The organism is Providencia sp. PROV156 (genome assembly GCF_028480905.1).
GTDB classification, from domain to species: Bacteria; Pseudomonadota; Gammaproteobacteria; order Enterobacterales; family Enterobacteriaceae; genus Providencia; species Providencia hangzhouensis.
Window position 1 is genome coordinate 34,281 of sequence record NZ_JAMPPE010000030.1, and the last position, 17,315, is coordinate 51,595.

Here is a 17,315-nt window from a genome sequence, read left to right on the forward strand (position 1 = left end):
CGTGATGCCATTGCGGTGCGACTACTCACGCTTGGAGAAAGCAATGTCAGATATTATCCCTAATGTCGTTGTTTCGGCACCTTCGCAACAATTCACTCTCGCAAGGAGATTCCAAGCGATGAGCAATGGTAAAATTTACATAGGCCGAATTGATACCGATCCGACCATTCCAGAAAACCAAATTCAGGTGTATTTGGAAAATGAAGACGGCAGCACTATCCCTGTCGCTCAACCTCTAATTATCGGTGCGGGTGGCTATCCCGTTTATAACGGTCAGATTGCTAAGTTCGTGACAGTAGAAGGTCACAGTATGGCCGTTTATGACAGCTACGGAGCGCAGCAATTCTATTACCCTAATGTACTGAAGTATGACCCCGATCAGTTTGAAAAAAGAGTGTCATCGGTAACAGGCGCAGAATTAGTAGGGTCAGGCCCAACAACCGTCGCTGGGAGATATGCGTTTTCGGGTAAAATTATCACAGACCTTCTCACTAAAGATGAATTAAGCCGACTGCTTTCAGATGACAAAACACTAGACCTTTCTGATAAGCTGCAATCACTCATTGATGAACGCAAGCCATTTTATTTAGCTCCAAATGTGAAGCATTATTGTCACAAAAGTCTCCGTTGGAAATCGGGTGCAAAAATGCGTGGTGCTGGCGCTGGTACGAATCAACGGGATGGGAACGCATGGAGTATTGATACTGCTCTAGTTTTTGATAGTGAAAAAACGGATGTGGGGATCATTTTAGTTGAGGATGGATGGGCATCAGAGTGGGAAATTAGCGACATAACGATTGACACAGTCGATGCGGAGCACGGTTTACGAAGCTTCACGTCGATAGCTTGTCTTGATGGGAGTGATGGCGCATACAACGGCAAGCTGCATGTTTATATTCGAAATTCCAAGGTGGCTGTAGACAATCAATCGACGTTCTGGAATGTCGATTTAGACTTGCGGATATCATATTGCTATAAACCGTTTGTGAGCAAGGGTGGGACATCTTTATCTGGCTGGATAAAAACAAGTTTTTGCTTTCATGGAATTGACATTAAAGATGTTGTTTATTCTCAATTGAATCTTTGGTTTGACCAGTGCGGACTTTCCGCTCCAAAAGATGTACTCAATGCATGTCCTACTGATGAGTTGCCGATTCTAGTAAAAACAGACGGATGCGTAGGATTGACGGGTGTGATGGGTGTCGAGAGAGCTAAAGCTCAATTGACACACTGTATAAACTATAGCGCATTAAGCTACTCTCTAAGTTATCAGTCGTTTAGTGATGAACATTCATTTTATAAAGACGCCAACAGAGCTAGTAATGTACCTATTAATCATCAGGGGTTAATTCATGCTGGAAATTCCACAATTAAATTTAATGATGTTAAATTTAATAATCGTGTAAGCAATGGTTTTCCTGCCGCTGTCGAGGGAGAAGAAACTTACTTTATAACAGCACAAGGTTTTGATAGCCGAGTAACATTTGAAAATAGCTATGTGTATGCAATCAATTACTGTGTTTGTCCAGCGCATACTCTTGAAGTTGTATGCATAAATAAAAAACAAAATTCTGATGTTAAGTTCGGATTAGAAAATATCTCAAAAGTGCTCGATGATTTAGAATTTCATAATGATTACGTGCCTCTTAGATTAAAATACGGTGCGAAAGATGTCAGTAAGAAGCCATATCATCGCATATATAGAGATGACACTGTGTATGTCGAAGGGGATTTAGGATTGGAGGTATCTCCAGCTCAATACGCAGCCCCTATTAGATTTTATGCTGTTAATTCACCGAGTGAATCTAGCGCTAAAGCAGCCATGAGTGTTCCTAAATCAGTAACAACAGGTCGCAGTATTAACGCAGGTGGCACTGTAAACACAAACGGAAGTGACTATGCGGAATACATGGGTAAATCTTATCTCTTTGATGAAAAAGATAAATTCATATTTGGCATTGATAAAAATGGCAAAGTCACTGATAGGTATGATGACGCAATAAAGTTTTGCTTAAAATCAAATGATCCGTCATTTGTTGGTGGTGATAACTGGTTTGATGAGAATAGCATCTCTGATGAAATGACAGATGATGAAATTGAAATGATATATGAGCAGTCGCGTGAAGCCGTAATCCTTATTGCTTTTTGTGGGCAAGTTGATATTCCAATTCATGCCACATCTGGAGAGCATATATTTGCATCAAGGGGCAGGGATGGCCTTATAGAGGCATCATCGGGAACCATTTCTGATTTTAGAGATTACATGCGTTCGATTGGTCAAGTGATTTCATGCAATAGCGGGGAGTCAAAGGTTATCGTTAAGATGTAATTCCTACTGTGACGAACTGTGCCGAAATTGTGACACAAAAATGAGAGGAATAGATAAAAATAGGCAAAAACAAGCAAATCGCAAAAATGCTGGCTGGCTTGTAGTGCGGCTTTGCTAGCTATAAATCGTTAATCAATCTTTGCACATCCTGTGACTCGTAATCGAGCGCAGAAGTGGCTTCATCGAGAATTAAAATGTCTGGTTCGGTGAGTAAAGCGCGCGCAAGTGCAATTCTTTGACGTTGACCACCTGAAAGGTTCAAGCCTTTTTCTGATAAGAGATAATTAAAATTATCAGGCAATGCCATAATAAAGTCATATGCTCCAGCTAATTTTGCTGCGTGAATAACTTGTTCGTTAGTCGCTTGCGGGTGGCTTAAACGGATATTCTCTGCGATAGAACCGACGAATAAAGTGCTTTCTTGTAATACAACGCTCATTTTTCGGCGTAATGACACAGTATCTGCGACAGCTAAATCCATGCCATCAACAATAACTTGCCCATGTTGTGGTACATAAAGTCGTTGTAATAATTTCGTTAAGGTGCTTTTTCCAGAACCAGAAGGGCCAGTAATCCCAATAAATTCACCAGAATTAACCATTAATGACAAATTATTGATAACTTCAGGCGTATCAGGTTGATAACGAAAGCGGATGTTTTGAAACTCGATTTTTCCGTGAAAATTTGAAGTGTTTGCAATCCCTTTACGTTCATTTTCTACAGGTTCATCAAGAATATCTCCCACCCGACGCAATGAAATGATGGTATGTTGGAAATCTTGCCAAACCTGGGCAAATCGCAATACAGGTTGTGTAACATGCGCGCTTAGCATATTAAATGCCACTAATTCGCCAGGAGAAATCCCACCGTTTAATACTTCTTTGACACCAACCCACAAAAGAATTGCGGTAGTTATTTTACTCACAAGTGTCATTAACTGAGAGGCAACTTCACTGCGCATTGATACTTTAAAGCTTTGAGTTAGCTGCTTGCTAAATATTTTTTTCCAGCGTTGATTAAAGTATTTTTCTGTTGCTGTCGTTTTTATGGTTTCAATCCCAGTAATACTTTCGGTGAGAAAAGTGAGACCATTTTCATCGGCTTGGTAAGATTTTTGAGTTTGTTGGCGAATGATTGGGCCTAAAATCATCCATAAAACAAAGAATACACCCATAGAGCCCAATAAAATCCAAGCCATCAAACTACTGTAGGAAAATAAAACCGCGACAAAAAGGATAACAAAGATAAAGTCAATGAATAGCATCAGTGTCGAGCCCGTTAAAAACTGCCTTATATGAGCTAATTCACGGATCCTTGCGATAATTTTCCCTGTTGGCCTTAGCTTAAAATAATTTAAAGGTAAGGCCATTAAATGGCGATAAATTTTCCCTGATAATTCAGCGCTTATCTGGCTACTACTATGACTAAAAATCTTATTACGAATAAAACCATATATCGGCTCTGCAACAGCAATGGCAAAAATCGCCAATGCAATAACGTGTAAATTTGAGAGACTGCGGCCAACTAACACTTTGTCGATTAAATTTTGAAACAACAGTGGGCTAATTAAGGCGAAAAGCTGAATAATGGCAGAGAGAATAAAAATATTTCGTAATTTAACATGTTGTCGTAAAATAGAGGGAATAAACCAGCTAAAACCAAAGGTCTTTTTTTGCTCCGGTTCTAATTGCTCCTTAATGAGTACTATGTCAAATTCAGCTTGTTGATGCCCAATCGAATTATAAATAGGTTTTCGTTCATCATTAGTCGGGTTAATGAGTACCAATTCATTTTCTTGGCTAATTACTTGCCAGAAACCATCTATATAGATTAAAGCGGGCAAAGGTAGTGTTCTTAATTGCTTATATTGTGCTGCAATAAGCTCGGTTTCATACCCCAATATTTGTGCGCATTCTCTAATTTCCCACTCAGTAGGGGATAAAGTTTGCATACCAATAGCATGTCTTAGTTGGTCAGATGAAACATTGTTTTGATAATATTTAGCCACCCAAACTAAGGCATCCAAACCATGATTATTTAACTGTTCCATCGATTATTTTTCTCTCATCGCGTTTGAGGTGTATTCATTGATTGGGCTAAGTAAGTAATCAATAATACGGCGTTTATCTGTTTTTATTTCTGCCACAATGGATAAACCGGGTGTCAGTTCAATAGACTCACCATCAACTACTAGTTCTTTTTGCTTAAGACCGATTTGCCCTAAGAACACTAATCCAAGATTTTCATCGAGAGTACTGTCACGAGAGACGGAAATCACTTCCCCTTCAACTGTGCCATAACGAGTGTAAGGGAAAGCATCTATTTTCACCTCTGCTCTTAACCCTTCATGGATGAAACCAATATCTTTATTTAAGATTTTAATTTCAGCTAGTTGAACATGATTATTAGGTACTATAGCCATTAACTGCTGTGCGGGTTGTAACACTGCACCTATAGTGTGTGTAGCAAGTTGTTGTATCGTGCCATCAACGGGAGCCCGTATGATTTCTAATTGGTTTCTTTCTTTATTTTTTAATAGTTCTTGCTCAAGGGAAGCCCGCTTAAAGTCAGCTTGTTTGTATTTTTCATCCCACTCTTGGTTTTTTTGAGCTTTAATTCTGCCTACCTTTTCATTTAAGGCTTGATACTGGCTTTTCAGAATGGAAAGCTCAGATAATTTGGTGACTTTTTCTTTTTTAGCGATTAATAGTTCTCGCTCTTGTTCTAAAAATTCCTTCTGGCTGATCAACTGCTTTTTAGTTAACGAATGGTGTGCATCGAGGCGCTTTTTGATGTTTACGATGAGGGAATTGATAGTGAGTAATTCGTCTTTTCTAGCTTGCTGATTGACAGTATTTAATTGAATTTCATTATTAAGTTCATTAATTAATGAATCAAATTCTATTTTTTGTGTTTGATAGCTAGCTCGTGTATTGTTTTGTTCTAGTTCAGTTAATTGGTTAAATAAAGGTAATTGCTCAATAGGCTGTTGTGAAATCAATGCTTGATAAATTAATATTTCGGCTACATGGAAGTTATGTTGGTAATTTAAACTCAGGATATCTTGGTCAACACCTAATACATTGACAGTTATTAAAGGATCCCCTTGTTTTACTACTTGCCCATCAGTGACATGAATATGTTCTAAACGACTTAATTCAAACGCTTGAATTAACTGTGTTCGTCCTGAAACAATAAGTTTACCTTGCGTGGTTGCTTGAATATCCAACTTACCAAAAAATGACCAAGTCACAGCAAGAAAAACGCCTACACTAATAGAAATAGCGACGTATAGTGCCAAGTAAGACGGTGGTGTTTTTAATATCGCCAAGTGTGAAGGCAAAAAGCTGTTATAACGGTTTTTGTCTAATCGATGTTTCATTTTACGTCCATGTCTGATTTCAGAGACTGTTGTAGAGTCCACAAATGTTTATAAAAATTACCTTGTTCAATAAGTTGCTGATGGCTACCTTGCTCGATAATTTCACCATTTTGCATCACAATGATCCGCTGGTGATGGCGAATAGTTGATAGGCGGTGAGCAATTGTGATGATGGTCCTTCCTTTTGCAATAATATGCATATTTTCTTGAATAACGGCTTGGGATTCGTCATCTAAAGCGCTAGTTGCCTCATCAAAAATAATCACTTTAGGGTTGGAAAGCAGTGTTCTAGCAATAGCAATACGTTGGCGTTGGCCGCCAGAAAGTGATGTTCCCCCCTCGGCAAGAACGGTGTCGTAACCTTTTGGTAATTTCAAAATAAAATCGTGTGCTCCCGCCATTTTGGCGGCATGAACGACTTCGTCCATGGAGGCATCCGGTGAGGTTTGAGCGATATTGTGAAAAACAGATTGGCTGAATAAGAAATTTTCCTGTAAAACAATACCAATTTGTTGTCTAAGGGAGTGCAAGTTAATCGCAGACATGGGGGTTCCATCCACAAAAATAGCACCACTTTCAGGGGTATAAAGCCGTAGTAATAATTTAGCGAGGGTGCTCTTACCTGACCCTGATGTCCCAACAATACCAATAGTTTCTCCCGCTTTAATATTTAAATTAAAGTTTTTTAGAACAAATGGCATGTTAGGTTGGTAGCGGAACGAGATATTTTTTAGGTTTAAATGCCCTTGAAGAGATAACTTATTTTCTTGCTGTGATTGTTCGGTAGGTAAGTTAATAATTTGGGAGAGTTTTTCGATAGCGACACTGGTTCGAATGTAGTCCCCCCATAGTTTAGTTAGTTTGATGAGGGGCTGGTTAGCGTGGCTAACCATCATGTAAAAGGCAATAAGCTGGCCAATCGTCATCTGCAATGCTAAAACTTCAGAAGCACCAACCCACAAAACAATAGCACTGGTGATTTTTTCAATAGCCATCACTAGATGTTCAGAGCGGGAGCTTATTTGCCCTGATACAAAGTTAGTTTGGCTCATATCAGCGGTTTGGCCGTCCCAGCGACGAGTGAAATTTGGTTCGACGGATAAGCTTTTGGCTGTTTCGATCCCATTGATACTTTCGGTCAAAAAAGAGGTATTGATGGCAATATTGGTGAACTGTTGTTGTGCAGCAGATTCAATTTTAGGCGTTAACCACCAAGCTAATAAAAGATAAAAAGGAATAGAACACAAAAATATTATTGTGAGTGTTGTGGAGATCAAATTCATCACAAAAATAAATACAAATAAAAATAGCACATCGACACATAGAGTAAAAAAGCTGCTGGTTAAAAATTCACGAATAGTTTCGAGCTCTTTTACTCGGGTGACAATTGCGCCTATTTGCCTGCTTTTAAAAAAGGGAATAGGCAGTCTCAGTAAATGATTTACCAGCTTCAAGCCCAGTGTCATATCAATTCGGTTAACAGTGTGATGATAAATATACTCACGTAACCCTTTCAAAGTCACTTCTATTAACGCCGCAATAATTAACCCAAAAATTAAAACGTCCAATGTGACTAAGCTATTATGAACGAGTACTTTATCCATAATAACTTGCATAACAATAGGGGAAACTAATGCGAGTATTTGTAATATAAATGAAAAGAATAAAACCCACAAAATAATGGGTTTGTATTTCATAAATTCAACTTGGAACCAGGTAATGTCAAATTGACCCTGTTTAAGGCTTACTTCTAACCAATGACCATTCCATTGTTGATTCAGCTCATCAATGCTCCATATCTCTGGCGGCGTATTCCCAAATTGCTGAATGAGTACTTGTTCTTGATTGCAGTTAGCTAATAGAATGGCTTCTCCTTTGGTATTATATAAAATAGCAGGGCATACGATTTTAGTTACATTTTTATTCTTCTGATATTTATTCCTACAGCGAATGGCATGTTTCGATTTAATAATGTTAAGTTTTTCATTATAACCAATAGATTGATTGAGTGTTTGTTCTAGTTCTTTAGGATTTACTTGCCCTGATAACTTAGCAATAACACTAATGAAGTATAATGTTGATTTTGATTTGAGACTATCCATTTTCTATATTAATAAATTCCTTAAGTTATTTGAATTTTTAATTCCAAATTTGCATTGATAAAATATGCACTAGATAGTAATAAGGTGGAGTAGAATTTGGATAATACAGGGTTTGTAATTCGCTGTGTATTGAAGTTAGTCTTATTATGTAATTAATAAAGTAATTATATTTAACTACAAATATATTTAAAGATATTGAAAAGTTATATATCTTTTCAATATCTATATTTAAATGTGAACAATTATTCAGGGATAGATAAAAAACGATGAATGGCTCTTAAAACATGGTCTGGTTTTTCTGCATGAACCCAGTGCCCTGTATCAGCAACAACCCACGCTTTGGCTTGCGGAAATTGTTGTGCGATTTGTTCTTTATATTCAGCTTGTACATAAGGGGAATTTCCTCCTGGGATTAACAGCACGGGTTTATTCCAGGCGGGTACTATTTCCCAACCAATAATACTTTCATAATTAGCTTTTAGGGCAGGTAAATTAAATTTCCACTCACCTTGTTTAAAGGATTTAAGCAGAAATTGGATAACACCATCCTCATTAATGTAATTACGCATAATCACGGTAGCTTCTTGGCGAGTTTTTGCATTTTTTGCTGTGACGGCATCAAGCGCCGCGAATATTTTATCATGACGACGGACTTGGTAAGCGACAGGCGCCATATCAATAGCAACGATACTATTAATAAAATGAGGGGCTATTGCTGTTGCCGCCATGGCGATTTTGCCACCCATCGAGTGACCAATTAAAATAGCATTTTCGTAACCTAAAGACTTTATGAGTGTAATAACATCTTGAGCCATTTGCTGGTAACTCATTTGCTCATCACGAAATGAGTCACCATGATTACGGACATCAATTTGAATCGTATCGAAATATTGTTGTAGGTTACGTCCTAAAACACCTAAGTTATTGAGGTCACCAAATAACCCATGTATGAGTACAATGGGACTATTTGAGATTGGATTTTCAGGTTTATGGATAGTATGGTTAAGTAACACGGTCATATTTGTTTGATCAATTCGTCAGCGGTACATGTGGTCTTATCATGTCACGGCTATGAATAAAATCCAAATGGTCAAATAAGCTGCGATTTTGGCTGAGGTAAGTTAATGAGTCGATAATCAAAATATCCATAGCCAATGAATTTCAGAAAATTGAAGTTGATCACTGAGGCAAAATACTGGAAGTCATGGCATGATAACCCACTGAATTATCTTTGAACTTAGAATAATGTTTACTTTAAGTTATTGAAATTTTAATTGTTTTGTTTTTTTTAAATCTGTCTTATAATCACACCGCAAATTTTAGTTAAAAAAGTACTGGGAAAAAATGAAAACGATAGAAGTTGATGAAGAGCTTTACCGCTATATTGCGAGCCATACACAGCATATCGGTGAAAGTGCATCGGATATTTTGCGCCGTATGTTAAATTTCAAATCCGGGCAGCCAGTACAAGCAAAAGAAATTAGTCAGGAACATGCTGTTATTAAGGCTGAACCTGCGATGAGTACACCTGCTGTTGCATTAAACCCTGTTAGAGTCATTAGAGAGCTTCTGTTATCTGACGCTTATGCAGAAAAAAGTAAAGCGATTGACCGCTTTATGTTGATTTTGTCTACTTTATATAGTTTAGATGCGAATCGTTTTGCGAGTGCAACAGAGTTAATGCATGGCCGAACTCGTATTTATTTTGCTGGTGATGAACAAACATTACTTGCAGCTGGTAAGCAATCTAAGCCGCGTCATATACCAGGAACACCCTATTGGGTGATCACGAATACGAATACGAATCGTAAACGTAGCATGGTTGATGCGATCATGCAGGAAATGCAATTTCCAACCAATGTGATTGAAAAAGTTTGTAATACTATTTAAAAACTGAAAGGCCACTGATGTTGATAACAAAGCATCAGTGCTTTGGGAGAAAACAAGTGACAATACATGAACGTGCAGGGCAGCTTCCGTTTCAAAGTGACTTGATCAATGTCGCTCAATTAACCGCTCAATATTATACGCAGCAACCACAACCCGGTAATACATCTCAAGCTGTTAAGTTTGGTACATCAGGGCATCGTGGTAGTTCGTTGCGTAAAAATTTTAATGAAAACCACATATTAGCTATTGCACAAGCAATTGCCGATTTACGCAAAAAACAAGGTGTAACAGGTCCTTGTTTTGTAGGGAAAGACACCCATGCGTTATCAGAAGCGGCGTTTATTACAGTGGTTGAAGTGTTAGCGGCAAATCAAGTTCATGTAATTGTTCAGGAAAATAATGGTTTTACGCCAACTCCAGCTATCTCTCACGCTATTTTAAGTTATAACCAATCACACCAAGATGTTGCGGATGGCATTGTGATTACGCCTTCACATAACCCACCTGAAGATGGCGGTATTAAATACAACCCTGCGAATGGCGGGCCGGCTGATACCGATTTAACTTCTGTTATTGAAAAAAATGCAAACCAATTGCTAGTCAATAACCTGGAAGGGGTTAAAAGAGTCAATTTTGATACAGCGATGGCGAGTGAATACGTTATTCAGCAAGATTTGGTTATGCCTTATGTCTCTGCATTAGGCGAAGTTGTTGATATGCAAGCGATTGCTAAGTCTGGTTTGAAAATTGGTGTTGACCCACTAGGCGGTTCCGGTATTGAATACTGGAAAAAAATTGCTGAATATTATCAATTAGATATTGAAATCGTAAATGACCAATTAGACCAAACGTTCCGTTTTATGCCTTTGGATCATGATGGTGTTATCCGTATGGATTGCTCATCAAGTTGGGCAATGGCGGGTTTGCTTGGGATGAAAGAAAAATTTGATTTAGCTTTCGCTAATGACCCTGACTATGACCGTCATGGCATTGTTACTCCCGATGGTTTAATGAACCCAAATCACTATCTTGCTGTGGCAATCGACTACCTATTCCAACACCGCCCTCAGTGGGGAAAAAATGTTGCGGTAGGGAAAACACTTGTCTCAAGTGCGATGATTGACCGTGTTGTTAATGATATCGGTCGTGAATTAGTTGAAGTGCCTGTAGGGTTCAAATGGTTCGTTGATGGGTTATTCAGTGGACAACTAGGTTTTGGCGGTGAGGAAAGTGCTGGGGCATCATTCTTAAAATTCGATGGCACACCTTGGTCAACAGACAAAGACGGTATCATTCTTTGCTTACTAGCCGCGGAAATTACGGCGGTTACCGGTGAAAACCCGCAGCAGCGTTATAATAACCTTGCCAAAAAATTTGGGGCACCGATTTACAACCGTATTCAAGCGAAAGCTACTCACGAAGAAAAAGCGAAGCTAAGTAAATTATCACCGGAAATGGTTGCAGCAGATACATTGGCAGGAGATAAAATTACACAGCGTTTAACCGCAGCCCCCGGTAATAATGCGCCAATTGGTGGTTTAAAAATCATGACTGATTATGGCTGGTTTGCAGCAAGGCCATCAGGCACGGAAGAAGCGTATAAAATTTATTGTGAAAGCTTCCGTGGAGAAGAGCATTTACGCCAAATAGAAAAAGAAGCTATTGAGATCGTAAGCAAAGTTATTCGCTAATTTTTAATCTTCAATAAAAGACATTTCAATGAATATCCCGAAACACAGCGCAATGATGTAATTCGGGATATTATCGCTTATTTATTGTTAATTTCTCCATAAAATGGTGCTTGTCGAGAGTGTGACAAGATTAACAAAATTCTTTTCCCCATTATCAAAAAATAACCCCCCTTTCATTTTTGGGATTGCTGACAATAACCGTTGCAGCTAAAGGCTTGGAGTGGTACAACTTTAACTATCTGAGTGAATTTTATTAACCATAATTGAAGATGGATAGGGTGAGGTCAATGAGTCAGGTTTATAATTTCAGTGCAGGTCCAGCTATGCTACCTGTTGAAGTCATGCGTCGTGCTGAACAAGAGTTTTGTAATTGGAAGGGTTTAGGCGTTTCTGTCATGGAAGTTAGCCATCGCGGAAAAGACTTTATCGAAGTGGCAACAGAAGCAGAGCAAAATTTACGTGATTTATTAAACATCCCTGATAACTATAAAGTTTTATTTTGTCACGGTGGAGCTCGAGCCCATTTTGCGACGTTACCAATGAATTTACTAGGTGATAAAACGACCGCAGACTACATTGTAAGCGGCTATTGGTCAGAGTCAGCAGCAAAAGAAGCTGAAAAATACTGTACACCTAATGTAATTCAAATTACTGAAGAAAAAGATGGCATTGTTAGTTTAAAACCTATGAAAGAGTGGCCATTAAGTGATGATGCCGCTTATGTTCACTATTGCCCAAATGAAACCATTGGTGGCTTAGCTATTCATGAGGAACCTGATTTCCCTGAAGATAAAATTATTGTTGCTGACTATTCCTCTTCTATCTTATCTAAACCGATTGATGTAAGCCGTTATGGTGTAATTTATGCGGGAGCTCAAAAAAATATTGGGCCAGCTGGATTAACTATCGTTATTATTCGAGAAGACCTGCTCGGTAAAGCTTCGCCTCAGACTCCATCTGTATTTGATTACACGGTATTAGCAAAACACGATTCAATGTTTAATACTCCACCGACCTTTGCTTGGTATCTCGCGGGGATGGTCTTCAAATGGTTAAAAGAGCAAGGTGGTTTGCAAGAAATGGCTAAGCGTAATTATGAAAAATCACAATTACTCTACAATGCAATTGATGATAGCCAGTTCTATATTAACCGTGTTGCGGTTGAAAACCGTTCTTGGATGAACGTACCGTTCCAAATGCAAAACCCGGCACTTGATGCGAAATTTATTGAAGAAGCCAAAGAGCAAGGCTTACTTTCTCTAAAAGGACATAAAGTGGCTGGTGGTATGCGTGCGTCAATCTATAATGCTATGCCATTAGCTGGTGTACAGGCTTTGGTTGATTTTATGGCTGATTTCGAACGCCATAACGCTCAATAATGAGATTTACCGACTGAAATAGGATGTTCAGTCGGTTATCTGTGCTCTTCTTATTTGATTTAAAAGAAAATAGAGCCAGATTTTATTTACTTGCAAAACTTCACTGGAGAAACTGCTTTTTATGCAATCCCTGACATTACAACCTATTTTTTCAATCAACGGCACAATTAATTTGCCAGGGTCAAAAAGTGTCTCAAACCGCGCACTATTATTAGCAGCGATGGCTAAAGGAACGACCACACTCACTAACTTATTGGACAGTGATGATATTCGCCATATGCTGAATGCATTAAGCCAGCTAGGTGTTAACTACCAATTGTCTGAAGATAAAACACGTTGTTGTGTGGAAGGTTTAGGTGGAAATTTATCTCATCCAGATGAAACAGAGATCTTTTTAGGCAATGCAGGAACCGCAATGCGCCCACTTACAGCTGCATTATCACTAAGCCATAATAATATTATTTTAACGGGTGAGCCTCGCATGAAAGAGCGCCCAATTGGGCATTTGGTCGATGCGCTGAGGGAAGGCGGTGCAGAGATTGAATATTTGGAACAAGAGAATTACCCGCCACTACGTTTAAAAGGTGGTTTTATCGGTGGTCAAATTTCAGTCGATGGGTCTGTTTCCAGCCAGTTTTTAACTGCATTGTTAATGGCGGCTCCGCGTGCACAGCAAGATACAACAATTTCAATTATTGGTGAGTTAGTCTCCAAACCTTACATTGATATCACATTAGCCTTGATGAAAACGTTCGGTGTCAATGTCGAAAATCATCAATATGAATATTTCGTTATCAAAGGGCAGCAACAGTACCAATCACCAGGCGAATATTTAGTGGAAGGTGATGCTTCATCAGCGTCTTATTTCCTCGCTGCGGCCGCCATTAAGGGAGGCGTAGTGCGTGTAACAGGAATTGGGCGCAATAGTTTGCAAGGGGACACTAAATTTGCCAACGTATTAGAAAAAATGGGCGCAACTATTCGTTGGGGTGATGACTACGTTGAATGTGAACGCGGAACGTTGACTGGTATTGATATGGATATGAATGCGATCCCTGATGCGGCAATGACCATTGGAACGGTTGCGCTATTTGCTGAAGGCGAAACAGTTATTCGTAATATTTATAACTGGCGAGTAAAAGAGACCGACCGGTTATATGCGATGGCAACAGAGTTACGAAAAGTTGGCGCTGAAGTGGAAGAAGGGCATGATTATATTCGTGTCGTTCCACCGAAAAAATTACAACATGCTGAAATTGAAACCTATAACGACCATCGTATTGCAATGTGTTTTTCGTTAGTTGCATTATCAGATACACCAGTAACAATTTTGGATCCCGGCTGCACTGCAAAAACTTTTCCTGATTACTTCGAACAGTTGGCACGTCTAAGTCATTAATCTATTGATTGGGTTGATATTATTTTCTTTGATATCAACCTGATTTTTACGATTCAAACATCAATTTTTCTTATTTTTTAGTAATCATCTGAACCTGCTTATTTCACAAATCTACTGAATTGGTATAATACCTTCACAGATTTTAATTGCGGATAGCTAGGCTATTTGCAGAAAAGGAGATTTTTTATGGTGGCGATAGCCCCTGTAATCACCGTTGATGGACCAAGCGGAGCAGGTAAAGGTACGCTTTGCCAAGCATTAGCAAACGAATTTGGGTGGCAACTTTTAGACTCGGGTGCAATTTATCGAGTATTAGCGTTAGCAGCGTTACATCACCATGTTGATATCCAATCCGAAGATGCGTTAGTTCCTTTGGCTGCAAATTTAGATGTGAAATTTGTTCCTGAAGATAATGTACTGAAAGTCATTCTGGAAGGGGAAGATGTTTCAAATCAAATTAGAACCGAAACAGTAGGAAACACTGCATCCCAAACAGCCACTTTTCCTCGCGTACGTGAAGCTTTACTCCGACGCCAACGTGCATTTAGAACCCATCCTGGGCTAATTGCTGATGGCCGTGATATGGGAACGGTGGTTTTTCCCGATGCACCGGTAAAAATTTTTCTTGATGCCTCCGCGGAAGAACGGGCTCATCGGCGGATGAAGCAGTTGCAAGAAAAAGGTTTTGATGTTAATTTTGAACGTCTTTTAAGCGAAATTGAAGAGCGGGATTTTCGTGATCGTAATCGCTCTGTTGCACCTCTTATTGCCGCGAAAGATGCATTAGTGCTGGATTCCACAAGTATGTCTATTGAGGAAGTTATTGAAAAAGCACACACCTATGCAAAAAAAATTCTACAATTATCGTGATAATAGGCTTTATTTTAGCTTATAATTAGATAATATACGCAGTTACCGCTATGTGATTATATTATTAGCATAGCATCAACCTTGCGACATGGAATGTTGTGGGGTATGTGAAACAACCCCATTTGGCGGGAAGCTAAGTGGACGTTAATTTAAAACTCTTGAAGATCATTAATATGACTGAATCTTTTGCTCAACTCTTTGAAGAATCCCTGCAGAATATTGAAACTCGTCCTGGTTCTATCGTCCGTGGTACTGTTGTTGCCATCGATAAAGACGTAGTCCTTGTTGACGCAGGTCTTAAATCAGAATCTGCTATCCCAGTAGAACAGTTCAAAAATGCTCAGGGTGAGCTAGAAATCCAAGTTGGCGATGAAATCGATGTAGCTCTGGATGCAGTAGAAGATGGTTTCGGTGAAACTATCCTGTCTCGTGAGAAAGCTAAACGTCATGAAGCATGGCTGATGCTGGAAAAAGCTTACGAAGAAGCTGAAACTGTAACTGGTGTTATCAACGGTAAAGTTAAAGGTGGTTTCACTGTTGAGCTGAACGGTATTCGTGCGTTCTTACCAGGTTCACTGGTTGATGTACGTCCAGTTCGTGATACTACTCACTTGGAAGGCAAAGAGCTTGAGTTCAAAGTAATCAAGCTGGATCAGAAACGCAACAACGTTGTTGTTTCTCGTCGTGCTGTAATTGAATCTGAAAGCAGCGCTGAGCGCGATCAACTGCTGGAAAATCTGCAAGAAGGCATGGAAGTTAAAGGTATCGTTAAGAACCTTACTGACTACGGTGCATTCGTTGATCTGGGCGGTGTTGACGGCCTGCTGCATATCACTGACATGGCTTGGAAACGTGTTAAACACCCAAGCGAAATCGTCAACGTTGGTGATGAAATCAATGTTAAAGTTCTGAAATTCGACCGTGAGCGCACTCGTGTTTCTCTGGGTCTGAAACAACTGGGCGAAGATCCTTGGGTCGCAATCGCTAAACGTTACCCAGAAGGTACTAAACTGACTGGTCGCGTTACTAACCTGACTGACTATGGTTGCTTCGTAGAAATCGAAGAAGGCGTTGAAGGTCTGGTTCACGTTTCAGAAATGGATTGGACTAACAAAAACATCCACCCATCTAAAGTTGTTAACGTTGGTGATGTTGTTGAAGTTATGGTTCTGGATATCGATGAAGAACGTCGTCGTATTTCACTGGGCCTGAAACAGTGCAAATCTAACCCATGGCAGCAATTTGCAGAAACTCACAACAAAGGCGACCGCGTTGAAGGTAAAATCAAGTCTATCACTGACTTCGGTATCTTCATTGGTCTGGACGGCGGCATCGATGGCCTGGTTCACCTGTCTGACATCTCCTGGAACGTTGCAGGCGAAGAAGCAGTTCGTGAATACAAAAAAGGTGATGAAATCGCAGCTGTTGTTCTGCAAGTCGACGCAGAGCGTGAGCGTATTTCTTTAGGTGTTAAACAGTTAGCTGAAGATCCATTCAATAACTATTTAGCAGCAACTAAGAAAGGCGCAATCGTAACTGGTAAAGTAATCGCAGTTGATGCTAAAGGTGCAACTGTTGAGCTGACACTGGGCGTTGAAGGTTACCTGCGTGCATCAGAAGCTTCACGTGACCGTGTTGAAGATGCAACACTGGTTCTGAACGTTGGTGATGATGTTGAAGCTAAATACACTGGTGTTGATCGTAAAAACCGTGTAATCAACCTGTCTGTTCGTGCTAAAGACGAAGCTGATGAGAAAGACGCTGTCGCAGCTGTGAACAAACAAGAAGATACAGCATTCGGCAACAATGCTATGGCTGAAGCTTTCAAAGCAGCTAAAGGCGAATAATTAAGTGGGGGCAACAGTAGCGTTGCCCCTTTGTAACGGTAGTTTAGGGAGGTACTATGACCAAGTCTGAATTAATTGAAAGACTGGCTAGCCAGCAGTCTCATCTTTCAGCAAAAACCGTTGAGGAAGCTGTAAAGGAAATTCTTGAGCATATGGCGGATACGTTAGCTAACGGTGAGCGTATTGAAGTCCGTGGTTTCGGCAGTTTTTCTCTTCACTACCGTGCTCCACGCGTTGGCCGTAACCCAAAAACTGGTGATAAAGTGGAACTAGAAGGTAAATATGTTCCTCACTTTAAACCAGGTAAAGAATTACGTGATCGTGTAAATATTTACGGCCAATAATCGGGCTGTAAATCTTAATTATTACATCAAAACAGTGCTTGTATTTTATACGGCACTGTTTTTTATTTCTGATCAACACCAA

Annotated in this window: 12 protein-coding genes; 8 read left to right on the forward strand and 4 right to left on the reverse strand. The window is 39.5% G+C overall.

The window, feature by feature from the left end:
- The first annotated feature begins 43 nt into the window (after positions 1 to 43).
- Complete coding sequence (locus PSF31_RS18385; protein WP_272683232.1) at positions 44 to 2,329, forward strand: phage head-binding domain-containing protein; 2,286 nt, start codon at positions 44 to 46, stop codon at positions 2,327 to 2,329.
- 118 nt (positions 2,330 to 2,447) lie between these two features.
- Here the strand turns inward: PSF31_RS18385 and PSF31_RS18390 are convergent, their stop codons facing one another.
- From PSF31_RS18390 to ybfF, 4 genes are all read right to left on the reverse strand, one after another.
- Complete coding sequence (locus PSF31_RS18390) at positions 2,448 to 4,379, reverse strand: type I secretion system permease/ATPase (protein ID WP_272683233.1); 1,932 nt, start codon at positions 4,377 to 4,379, stop codon at positions 2,448 to 2,450.
- 3 nt (positions 4,380 to 4,382) lie between these two features.
- Positions 4,383 to 5,711, reverse strand: a complete 1,329-nt coding sequence (locus tag PSF31_RS18395; RefSeq protein ID WP_096864235.1) for an HlyD family type I secretion periplasmic adaptor subunit — start codon at positions 5,709 to 5,711, stop codon at positions 4,383 to 4,385.
- Complete coding sequence (locus PSF31_RS18400) at positions 5,708 to 7,813, reverse strand: peptidase domain-containing ABC transporter (protein ID WP_164455835.1); 2,106 nt, start codon at positions 7,811 to 7,813, stop codon at positions 5,708 to 5,710. Before PSF31_RS18400 ends, PSF31_RS18395 begins: the two co-directional genes overlap by 4 nt.
- A 242-nt stretch (positions 7,814 to 8,055) precedes the next feature.
- Positions 8,056 to 8,832 carry an esterase gene (gene ybfF / locus PSF31_RS18405; protein ID WP_096864234.1) on the reverse strand — a complete coding sequence of 259 codons (777 nt, stop codon included), beginning with the start codon at positions 8,830 to 8,832 and terminating at the stop codon, positions 8,056 to 8,058.
- A gap of 325 nt (positions 8,833 to 9,157) precedes the next feature.
- Between ybfF and seqA the strand changes: the two genes are divergently transcribed.
- From seqA to ihfB, 7 genes are all read left to right on the forward strand, one after another.
- Complete coding sequence (gene seqA, locus PSF31_RS18410) at positions 9,158 to 9,703, forward strand: replication initiation negative regulator SeqA (protein ID WP_004256238.1); 546 nt, start codon at positions 9,158 to 9,160, stop codon at positions 9,701 to 9,703.
- 56 nt (positions 9,704 to 9,759) lie between these two features.
- On the forward strand, positions 9,760 to 11,394 hold the full coding sequence (gene pgm / locus PSF31_RS18415; RefSeq protein WP_036957914.1) for a phosphoglucomutase (alpha-D-glucose-1,6-bisphosphate-dependent): 1,635 nt from the start codon (positions 9,760 to 9,762) through the stop codon (positions 11,392 to 11,394).
- A 287-nt stretch (positions 11,395 to 11,681) separates the two neighbouring features.
- Entirely contained in the window at positions 11,682 to 12,773 is a 1,092-nt protein-coding gene (gene serC / locus PSF31_RS18420; protein ID WP_036957913.1) for a 3-phosphoserine/phosphohydroxythreonine transaminase, read from the forward strand.
- 121 nt (positions 12,774 to 12,894) lie between these two features.
- Complete coding sequence (aroA, locus tag PSF31_RS18425; protein WP_096864233.1) at positions 12,895 to 14,172, forward strand: 3-phosphoshikimate 1-carboxyvinyltransferase; 1,278 nt, start codon at positions 12,895 to 12,897, stop codon at positions 14,170 to 14,172.
- A gap of 186 nt (positions 14,173 to 14,358) precedes the next feature.
- A complete protein-coding gene (cmk, locus tag PSF31_RS18430; RefSeq protein ID WP_094960688.1) occupies positions 14,359 to 15,042 on the forward strand; it encodes a (d)CMP kinase in 684 nt (227 codons plus the stop codon).
- A gap of 173 nt (positions 15,043 to 15,215) precedes the next feature.
- On the forward strand, positions 15,216 to 16,889 hold the full coding sequence (rpsA, locus tag PSF31_RS18435) for a 30S ribosomal protein S1 (RefSeq protein ID WP_004909559.1): 1,674 nt from the start codon (positions 15,216 to 15,218) through the stop codon (positions 16,887 to 16,889).
- Positions 16,890 to 16,945: 56 nt separating this feature from the next.
- The gene (ihfB, locus tag PSF31_RS18440) at positions 16,946 to 17,233 is read left to right on the forward strand and encodes an integration host factor subunit beta (protein ID WP_004256221.1); all 288 of its coding nucleotides are present in this window, start codon (positions 16,946 to 16,948) and stop codon (positions 17,231 to 17,233) included.
- Positions 17,234 to 17,315: the final 82 nt, after the last annotated feature.

Excerpts from the sequence above, each read along its gene's own strand:
- seqA (WP_004256238.1), top strand. The coding sequence starts at position 9,158 with ATGAAAACGATAGAAGTTGATGAAGAGCTTTACCGCTATATTGCGAGC.
- serC (WP_036957913.1), top strand. The coding sequence starts at position 11,682 with ATGAGTCAGGTTTATAATTTCAGTGCAGGTCCAGCTATGCTACCTGTT.
- PSF31_RS18395 (WP_096864235.1), bottom strand. The coding sequence starts at position 5,711 with ATGAAACATCGATTAGACAAAAACCGTTATAACAGCTTTTTGCCTTCA.
- PSF31_RS18385 (WP_272683232.1), top strand. The coding sequence starts at position 44 with ATGTCAGATATTATCCCTAATGTCGTTGTTTCGGCACCTTCGCAACAA.
- ihfB (WP_004256221.1), top strand. The coding sequence starts at position 16,946 with ATGACCAAGTCTGAATTAATTGAAAGACTGGCTAGCCAGCAGTCTCAT.
- PSF31_RS18400 (WP_164455835.1), bottom strand. The coding sequence starts at position 7,813 with ATGGATAGTCTCAAATCAAAATCAACATTATACTTCATTAGTGTTATT.
- ybfF (WP_096864234.1), bottom strand. The coding sequence starts at position 8,832 with ATGACCGTGTTACTTAACCATACTATCCATAAACCTGAAAATCCAATC.
- PSF31_RS18390 (WP_272683233.1), bottom strand. The coding sequence starts at position 4,379 with ATGGAACAGTTAAATAATCATGGTTTGGATGCCTTAGTTTGGGTGGCT.
- aroA (WP_096864233.1), top strand. The coding sequence starts at position 12,895 with ATGCAATCCCTGACATTACAACCTATTTTTTCAATCAACGGCACAATT.
- rpsA (WP_004909559.1), top strand. The coding sequence starts at position 15,216 with ATGACTGAATCTTTTGCTCAACTCTTTGAAGAATCCCTGCAGAATATT.
- cmk (WP_094960688.1), top strand. The coding sequence starts at position 14,359 with ATGGTGGCGATAGCCCCTGTAATCACCGTTGATGGACCAAGCGGAGCA.